The following is an 8,602-nucleotide window of genomic DNA, read 5'->3' as shown; positions in this document are numbered from 1 at the left end:
CCTGCGGCAGGTTCTCGAGGGCCCACAGCGCGGTCCCCACGATGCCGGCATTGTTCTTGAGCGTCGCGGGGACGATCGGCGTGCGCAGGGTCAGGTGGGGCAGGTAGTCATCGGGGCGCTTGGAGATGCCGCCGCCCACGATGATGAGGTCCGGGTAGAAGATGCCCTCCACATAGGAGAAGTAGCGCTGGAGCCGTTCGGCGTACTCGGGCCAGCCGATCCCGTCCCGTTCGCGTGCCGCGGCGGAGGCCCGGGACTCGGCCATGATGCCGTCCAGTTCGATCGTGCCCAGCTCGAGGTTGGGCACGAGCTGCCCGTCGCGGAACAGGCCTGACCCGATGCCGGTGCCGAGCGTGATCACCAGTACCGTGCCGTGCACGCCGCGGCCCGCGCCGAACCGGACCTCGGCGAGCCCGGCCGCGTCGGCGTCGTTCAGGGTTCTCACGGGCCGTCTCAGACGCTCGGAGAACAGGCCGTCCACATCCGTGCCGATCCAGGAGGGATCGATGTTCGTGGCCGTACGGCAGATCCCATCCTGGATGACCGCCGGGAAGTCCACTCCCACGGGGAACCCCGGTGCCGGTGCGCCGTCCCGGGCGTCCAGCTCCGTCGTGATCTGGGCCAGGACGTCGGCGACGGCCTCCGGACTGGCCGGCTGCGGCGTCGGGATCCGGAAGCGGTCCCCGAGCAGACGTCCGGACTTCTTGCCCTTGCCCAGCTGGACGATGCCGCCCTTCATGCCGGTGCCACCGATGTCGATACCGAGGGCGGTGTGCAGGACGGGGGAGGGGCCGGTGGACTTCTTCGCCATGCTGCGCTCCAAGAGGGTGGGCTCGGGGATTTCGGGGATCAGGGTCTGGGGCAGTCAGGGACGTGTCAGGATGTCCGCGCCGTCGTCCGTGACCACCAGGGTGTGCTCGAACTGTGCGGTGCGCTGACGGTCCCGGGTGACCACGGTCCAGTCGTCGTCCCACATGTCCCAGCGGATGGTGCCGAGGGTGATCATCGGCTCAATGGTGAAGACCATGCCGGGGACCATCACGGTGTTGTGCGCGGGGGCGGCATCGAAGTGGGGGATGACGAGCCCGGAGTGGAATTCTCGGCCTACGCCGTGGCCGATGAAGTCCCGGACCACCCCATAGCCGAATCGCTTGGCGTAGGACTCGATGGCGCGGCCGATGACGTTGATCTCGCGACCGGGCCGGACAGCCTTGATGCCGCGCATCATGACCTCGTGGGTGCGCTCCACCAGCAACCGGGATTGTTCGTCCACGGTGCCGACGAGGTAGGTCTTGTTGTGATCCCCGTGGTGCCCGTCCAGATAGGCGGTGATGTCGAGGTTGACGATGTCCCCGTCCTCCAGGACGGTGTCATCCGGGATGCCGTGGCAGATCACCTCGTTCAGTGAGGTGCAGATGGCCTTCGGGAAGCCCTTGTAGCCGAGGCAGGACGGGTAGGCGCCGTGATCGCAGATGAACTCGTGCGCGATCCGGTCCAGTTCGGCCGTGGTGACGCCGGGGGCGATGTGCCGGGCGGCCTCCTCCATGGCCTGGGCGGCGATCCGGCCCGCCGCGCGGATCTTCGCGATCCCCTCGGCATCGTAGACGTCGGAGCCGTTGCCCTCGTCCGCCGTGGCCCGGCCCACGTACTCCGGCCGCTCGATGTGCGCGGGCACGGAGAGCTGGGGGGCGACCACGCCCGGCGTCAGCGTGCCCAGCGGCGCCTTCGAGCCCGGCTCGCCCCGCACCGGGCCCTCCGGAGCAGGACCGTTGTGGCTGGTCGAGGGTGCCGGGGCGGTCGAGGGGGGACGGGTGTTCGTCTGGGGGCTGTGGGACATGACTCGATCCTATCTCCGCTGAGAGCACCGTACAGATCGCCGATAGGGTGGGCCCATGAGCGAATACTGGTACAACGTCGTCACGAAGCAGGTCGAGGAAGGCCCCCAGTCAGACTGGTCGAAGCTGCTGGGGCCCTACCAGTCCCGCGCGGAGGCCGAGAGCGCCATCGCCCAGGTGCAGGCGAACAACGAGCGCTGGGATGACGCGGAGGAGGAGGAGGGTTAGGACGGCCCAGTCAGGACTCGAAGCCGTGCTCGGCGGTCGGGAACGTGCCCTCCAGGACCTCACGGCGGTAGTCGGTGACCGCCGCTGAGATCACCGAGTGCAGATCCGCGTACTGCTTCACGAAACGCGGCATCTTCCCGGTCCGCAGGCCGAGCATGTCCTGCCACACCAGGACCTGGCCGGTGGTGGAGGGCCCGGCCCCGATGCCGACGGTGGGCACGCGCAGCGCCTCGTCCACCTGGCGGGCGATGTCCGCGGGGACCATCTCCATCAGCACGGCGAAGGCACCGGCGTCCTGCAGCACCGTCGCCTCCTGCGCCATCGCCTCTGCCGCGCCCTCGGTGCGGCCCTGGACCCGGTATCCACCCAGGACGTTCTCGGATTGCGGGGTGAAGCCGATGTGGGCCATGACCGGGACCCCTGCGTCCGTCATCATGCGCACGTGCTCGGCGTAACGGACGCCGCCCTCCATCTTCACGGCGTGGACGCCCGCCTCCTTGACGAGCCGGATCGCGCTCTCGGTCGCCTGCTGCGGGGACAGCTCGTAGGAGCCGAAGGGCAAGTCGCACAGCACCATGGCGTGCCGGGTGCCGCGGACCACGGACCCGGCGTAGACGATCATCTCGTCGAGCGTGATCGGCAGGGTGGTGTCATGACCCATCATGGTGTTGGCCGCCGAGTCTCCCACGAGGATCGTCTCAATGCCGGCGTCGTCGAAGACCTTGGCCATCTGGAAGTCGTACGCCGTGAGCATCGCGAAGTGCCGGCCCTCATCCTTGGCCTTCTGCAGGTGGACGGTGCGGTAGCGGGCAGGAGCCGGTGCGGCGTAGGGCGCGGTTTCATTCTCAGCCATGGCCGCAGTCTAGCGGCCCGTCTTTCGGCGCTGACCGGGCCCGGCACACTACAGTGGGACCATCCGCACGATCCGACAGGAGGCCGCCAGAGACATGGATCGCCAACAGGAGTTTGTCCTCAGGACCATAGAGGACCGGGACGTGCGCTTCGTGCGACTGTGGTTCACCGACGTGACGGGCACGCTGAAGTCCGTTGCGCTGGCACCGGCCGAGGTCGAAGGGGCCTTCGCCGAGGGCCTGGGCTTCGATGGGTCCTCGATCGACGGATACACCCGGATCTTCGAGTCGGACATGCTGCTGCAGCCGGACCCCTCGACCTTCCAGATCCTGCCGTGGCGCGGCGAGGACGAGCCCACCTCTCGGATGTTCTGTGACGTGCTGACCCCGGACGGGGAGCCCTCCGCCGCCGATCCCCGCCAGGTGCTGCGCCGTCAGCTGTCCCGCGCCGCGGACATGGGCTTCACGTTCTACACGCACCCCGAGATCGAGTTCTACCTTCTCGAGTCCAAGGAGCCCGGACCGGACGGCCAGCCCGTCCCGGTGGACCAGGCAGGGTACTTCGACCACGAGCCCGGCGGCGTCGCCACGGACTTCCGCCGCCACGCGGTCAACATGCTCGAGGCGATCGGCATCTCGGTGGAGTTCAGCCACCACGAGTCCGGCCCCGGCCAGAACGAGATCGACCTGCGCTACGCGGATGCGCTGCAGACGGCAGACAACATCATGACGTTCCGCACTGTGATCAAGGAGGTCGCCCAGCTCCAGGGCAACTACGCGACCTTCATGCCGAAGCCGTTCGGCCAGCACGCCGGTTCCGGGATGCACACCCACTTCTCCCTGTTCGAGGGCGATTCGAATGCCTTCTTCGAGCCCAGTGCGGAGTTCCACCTCTCCACCACGGGGCGCAGGTTCATCGCCGGGCTGTTGCACCACAGCATGGAGATCACTGCCATCACCAACCAGTTCGTGAACTCGTACAAGCGCCTCTGGGGTGGCGGGGAGGCCCCGTCCTATGTGTCCTGGGGCCACAACAACCGTTCCGCGCTGGTCCGCGTCCCCCTCTACAAGCCGGACAAGGCCGGCTCGGCCCGTGTCGAGTACCGCGGCATCGACGCCTCGGCCAACCCGTACCTGACCTACGCGGTCCTGCTGGCCGCCGGCCTGAAGGGCATCGAGGAGGAATACGAGCTGCCGGAGGCCGCCGCCGAGGACATCAGCGCACTGACCTCCACGGAACGCCGGGCCCTGGGCCACCACTCCCTGCCCGGTACCCTGCACGACGCCCTGCGGATCATGGAGGAGTCGGAGTTCGTGGCCGAGGTGCTGGGCGAGACGGTCTTCGAGAACTTCCTGCGGAACAAGCGCCAGGAGTGGGACGAGTACCGGGTCGAGGTCACGCCCTTCGAACTGCAGCGCAACCTCGGCATCCTCTGATCCAGCATGGTCGCCCCGGCATCGGAGAATAGCGGGCCCGGACGTAAGTCCCTGGTCAGTGCCGGCTTCTCCGATTGGGCCCGCGCCCGGGATCTGTTGGCCTCCCCGGAATTGGGATCCCTGGACCAGCAGGAGATCGTGCGCACACTCGCGGACGCCCCGAACCCGGATCAGGCCTTGATCCTGTTAATCCGCCTGCTGGAGCGGGCCCCAGATCTGGCAGCAGTGATGGTGGACCCGGAGCGATCCCGCGCGGTCGCACGACTGCTGGGCGCCTCCGAGGCGCTGGGGGAGTTCCTCGTCCGCCGGCCGGACCACATCGACCTGCTCGTGGACCCGGTCGGCGCAGCAGCCACCGCCCCTGTCCTGGGACCGGACGGCCTCGCGTCGGACCCGGCCCCCGTGCGGACTCTGCTCCTGAAGGCCGTCGGCGCAGACGCCACCGCGGCACGCCCGGTGGCGACGCTCCGCGGCAAGGAGGCGGCCGCGGCTCTGCGGATCGCCTATCGCCGGCAGCTCACGGCCCTGGCCATCCAGGACCTGACCGGGCAGGATCCGCGGGCCGCGCAGCCGGCGGTCTCCGCGTGGCTGGCTGACCTGGCCGGCGCCGCGATCGAGGCGGGCCTCGCCGCCTCCCGGGCGGACGCCGTCGAGCAATTCGGCCAGGACGCCGACCGGGTGGACCTGGCCGTCATCGGGATGGGCAAATGTGGCGCCCGGGAGCTGAACTACATCTCGGACGTGGACGTCATCTTCGTCCACGCCTCGTCCCTGGACGACGATCACCGAGTGGCGACCATCGCCACAGCTCTGGCCTCCGGAATCTCGAAGTACACCACTGCGGCGGCCCCCGAACAAGGCCTGTGGGAGATCGACGCGAACCTGCGCCCCGAGGGCAAGGACGGGGTGCTGTCCCGCACGGTGGAATCCCATGGGGAGTACTATCGCCGCTGGGCGCACACCTGGGAGTTCCAGGCCCTGCTCAAGGCCCGGCCCATCGCCGGCGACACGGACCTGGGCCGGGAGTACGTCGACGCGATCTGGCCGCTGGTCTGGACCAGCTCGGAGCGGGACGGCTTCGTCTCCTCCGTCCAGAAGATGCGGCGCCGTGTCCTGGACAACATCGCCCACCAGAACCGGGACCGCGAGATCAAGCTGGGAGCCGGCGGCCTGCGGGACGTGGAGTTCACCGTCCAGCTGCTCCAGCTCGTCCACGGCAAGACCGAGGAGTCCGTCCGTGTCCGGAACACCCTGGACGCCATCGACGCGCTGGAGAACAGCTCCTACATCGGACGCTCGGACGCCGAGTCCTTCGCCGGCGCCTACCGGTACCTGAGACTGCTCGAGCACCGGATCCAGCTGGTCCACCTGCGCCGGACCCACCTCATGCCGGACAAGCCGCACGCCCTGTGGGTCCTGGCCCGGGCCGCCAAGGGCCCTGGGGAACCCGGCCCCTCCGATGCCGCATCCCTGACCTCTCTGTGGAAGCAGACCCGTAAAGGGGTGCGCTCCCTACACGAGAAGATCTTCTACCGGCCGCTGCTGTCCACCACGGCGGCGCTGTCCGCCGATGAGGCCAAGCTGACTCCGGAGGCGGTGCGCCAGCGTCTCGCCGCCCTGGGCTACCGAGACCCCACCGGCGCGGTGAAGCACATCGAGGCACTCAGCACCGGGGTCTCCCGCCGCGCGGCGCTGCAGCGCCAATTACTGCCGGTGATGCTCGGCTGGTTGGCCAACGGCCCCAATCCCGACGGCGGCCTGCTGGGATTCCGCCGGCTCTCGGAATCGCTGGGCTCCTCCCCGTGGTTCCTGGGTATGCTGCGGGACTCTTCGGCGGCCGCCGAGCGGCTGTGCCAGATCCTCTCGCTCTCCTCCTACATCTCGGACATGCTGGAGCATCGGCCAGAGGCCGCCGCCTGGCTGGGACGGGACCGCGAACTGGTCCCCATGCCGTTCGAGACGCAGTGGCAGGAGATCCGGGCCAAGATGTCCCGGCACCCCGATCCGGAAGAGGCGATCCGCCAGATCCGGTTGATCCGCCAGCGCGAGATCCTACGGACGGCGATCGCCGATGCCTCCGGGCTGCTGGACCAGGACACCGTGGGCCGGGCCCTCTCCGATGCCGACCGGGCGGCCGTGCTGGGTGCGCTGCACGTTGCGGAGAACTCCCTCTTCGGCCACCCCGACCACCGGACGGGACGTCCCGGCGGCCCTGCGGACACCGGGACGGCTCCGCACACGTCCGACACGGCGAACAGCCCGACCCCGGGTCGGAACGTCGAGCTAACGGACCTGCTGGTGGTGGCCATGGGACGTCAGGGGGGCCGCGAGATCGCTTACGGCTCCGACCTGGATGTCCTGTTCGTCCACCGGCCCCATCACGGTGCTGACCCGGAGGCGGCCCAACGCCAGGCCGTGGAGCTGTCCAAGCTCGTCATGTCCCTCCTGACCCGGCAGTGCCGGCCGCCTGTGCTGGGTGAGCGCCCCTTGGTGATGGATGCGGCCCTGCGGCCGGAGGGCAAGAAGGGACCGTTGGCCCGGTCCCTGGACTCCTTCCGCGAGTACTACCGCCGCTGGTCCGAGATCTGGGAAGTACAGGCCCTGCTGAAGGCCCGGCCGGTGGCCGGCAGCGCCGAGCTGGCCGAGGAGTTCACCACCTGGGCGGACTCCGTGCGCTACGCCGGAGACCCCGGACCGGCAGCCATCCGCGAGATCCGGCGGATCAAGGCCCGCGTCGAGGCCGAGCGGCTGCCCCGGGGTGCAGACCCGTCACGGCATCTCAAGCTCGGCCGCGGGGGGCTGTCTGATGTGGAATGGCTGGTGCAGACGCTGCAGCTGCAACATGCGGCGGACCACCCCTCCCTGCGCACCACCGGGACCATTCCCGCGTTGGAGGCCCTCGTCAGGGAGGGAATCCTGCCGGCGGAGGACGGTGAGGTGCTGGACCGGGCCTGGCACCTGGCCACCCGGGTGCGCGCGGGCAACATCGTGTGGTCTGGCAAGTCCTCAGACGTGCTCTCGGCCAAGCGCCAGGACCTTGAGGCGATCGCCCGGTGGTGCGGGTGCGAACTGGGCCAGGCCGCTGAACTCGAGGAGGACTACCTCCGGTCCACCCGCCAGGCCAGGCAGGTCTTCGAGAAGCACTTCTACGGTGCCTAGCGCCCGATGACGTGCTCGCCCAGCAACTCGAGGGTGCGGTGCCGTGCGGCCAGATCAGGGGCGGCATTGGTGATGATCAGCTCATCGGCCTGGACCCGCTCACGGAACTCATCCAGGTAGGCCTTGACGGTCTCGATCGTGCCCACCGCGGAGTACTTCATCATGGAGAGCACCTGTTCGCCGCCGGCGGAGTGCAGGAGCATGGTGACCTCATCCTCACTCAGGTCACGGCCGCGGCCGAGCATCTGGCGGATACGGTGACGATGGGCGATCTCGAGCTGGGCGTGCGCCTCGGCCTCGGTGTCCGCGGCGATGACGTTGAGGGCTGCGATGAAGTGCGGTTCGGGGATGCTCTCGGAGGGCTCGAATCGGTCGCGGTAGATCGTGGCCGCGTGTTCCAGCATCTGTGGGGCGAAGTGTGAGGCGAAGGAGTAGCCCAGTCCCAGCGCCGCCGCGAGCTGTGCACCGTACTGGGAGGACCCCAGGATATAGAGCGGTACATTCGTCCCGTGCCCGGGAAAGGCGTCCACGCCGGGGATGAGTGACTCTCCGCGGAGATAGCCCTGCAGTTCCTTGATGTCCCGGGGGAAGGTGTCAGCCGCCGAGGGATCGCGGCGCAAGGCCATCATGGTGCGCTGGTCCGTGCCCGGGGCACGCCCCAGCCCGAGGTCGATCCGGCCGGGATGGATCTCCGCGAGGGTGCCGAACTGCTCGGCGATCACCAGCGGTGAGTGGTTGGGGAGCATGATGCCGCCCGAGCCCAGCCGGATCCTGGTGGTGTGGGCCGCCACATGGGCCAGAAGCACCGAGGTCGCGGAGGATGCGATGGAGGGGAAATTGTGGTGCTCCGCGAACCAGATCCGGTGGAACCCTTGCTCCTCTGCCTTCTGTGCCAACTCGACGCTCGCGGCCACGGCCTCTGCGACGGGTTGTCCGGGCAGGACGGTGGACAGGTCAAGGATGGACAGGGGATAGCTCACAAGGCACCTTTCACGGGGGTTCTTCCTCCAGACACAGCGGTGCCGTGTGCGGTTCTATTCCCGTCGGCCGCCACCGGTCGGCATAGTTGCCTACCAACGACGACGGCGCCTT

Annotated in this window: 7 protein-coding genes; 3 read left to right on the top strand and 4 right to left on the bottom strand. The window is 68.7% G+C overall.

The genetic code is table 11. From position 1 onward, the window contains the following. Both ppgK and map read right to left on the bottom strand, forming a co-directional pair. Window positions 1-811: polyphosphate--glucose phosphotransferase (ppgK, locus tag ABD134_RS05625; protein ID WP_344227419.1), on the bottom strand; the 811-nt coding region annotated here is incomplete at its 3' end. A gap of 54 nt (window positions 812-865) precedes the next feature. After that, entirely contained in the window at window positions 866-1,837 is a 972-nt protein-coding gene (gene map, locus ABD134_RS05620; protein WP_344227417.1) for a type I methionyl aminopeptidase, read from the bottom strand. Between the two features lie 55 nt (window positions 1,838-1,892). Between map and ABD134_RS05615 the strand changes: the two genes are divergently transcribed. Then, window positions 1,893-2,063, top strand: a complete 171-nt coding sequence (locus tag ABD134_RS05615; protein WP_344227416.1) for an SPOR domain-containing protein — start codon at window positions 1,893-1,895, stop codon at window positions 2,061-2,063. Window positions 2,064-2,073: 10 nt separating this feature from the next. Here the strand turns inward: ABD134_RS05615 and panB are convergent, their stop codons facing one another. After that, a complete protein-coding gene (gene panB / locus ABD134_RS05610; RefSeq protein WP_344227414.1) occupies window positions 2,074-2,916 on the bottom strand; it encodes a 3-methyl-2-oxobutanoate hydroxymethyltransferase in 843 nt (280 codons plus the stop codon). Window positions 2,917-3,010: 94 nt separating this feature from the next. Between panB and glnA the strand changes: the two genes are divergently transcribed. Both glnA and ABD134_RS05600 read left to right on the top strand, forming a co-directional pair. Further along, on the top strand, window positions 3,011-4,351 hold the full coding sequence (gene glnA / locus ABD134_RS05605) for a type I glutamate--ammonia ligase (protein ID WP_344227412.1): 1,341 nt from the start codon (window positions 3,011-3,013) through the stop codon (window positions 4,349-4,351). Window positions 4,352-4,357: 6 nt separating this feature from the next. Continuing rightward, window positions 4,358-7,510, top strand: coding sequence for a bifunctional [glutamine synthetase] adenylyltransferase/[glutamine synthetase]-adenylyl-L-tyrosine phosphorylase (locus tag ABD134_RS05600; RefSeq protein WP_344227410.1), 3,153 nt, complete (start codon window positions 4,358-4,360; stop codon window positions 7,508-7,510). Here ABD134_RS05600 and ABD134_RS05595 read toward each other — a convergent pair. Further along, the gene (locus ABD134_RS05595) at window positions 7,507-8,490 is read right to left on the bottom strand and encodes an LLM class flavin-dependent oxidoreductase (RefSeq protein WP_344227407.1); all 984 of its coding nucleotides are present in this window, start codon (window positions 8,488-8,490) and stop codon (window positions 7,507-7,509) included. The genes ABD134_RS05600 and ABD134_RS05595 overlap by 4 nt on opposite strands. Window positions 8,491-8,602 lie beyond the last annotated feature (112 nt).

The organism is Citricoccus alkalitolerans, assembly GCF_039528175.1.
Classification (GTDB): domain Bacteria; phylum Actinomycetota; class Actinomycetes; order Actinomycetales; family Micrococcaceae; genus Citricoccus; species Citricoccus alkalitolerans.
The sequence above is the reverse complement of the archived record's forward strand: the minus strand, read 5'-3'. Positions and strand labels throughout refer to the sequence as shown.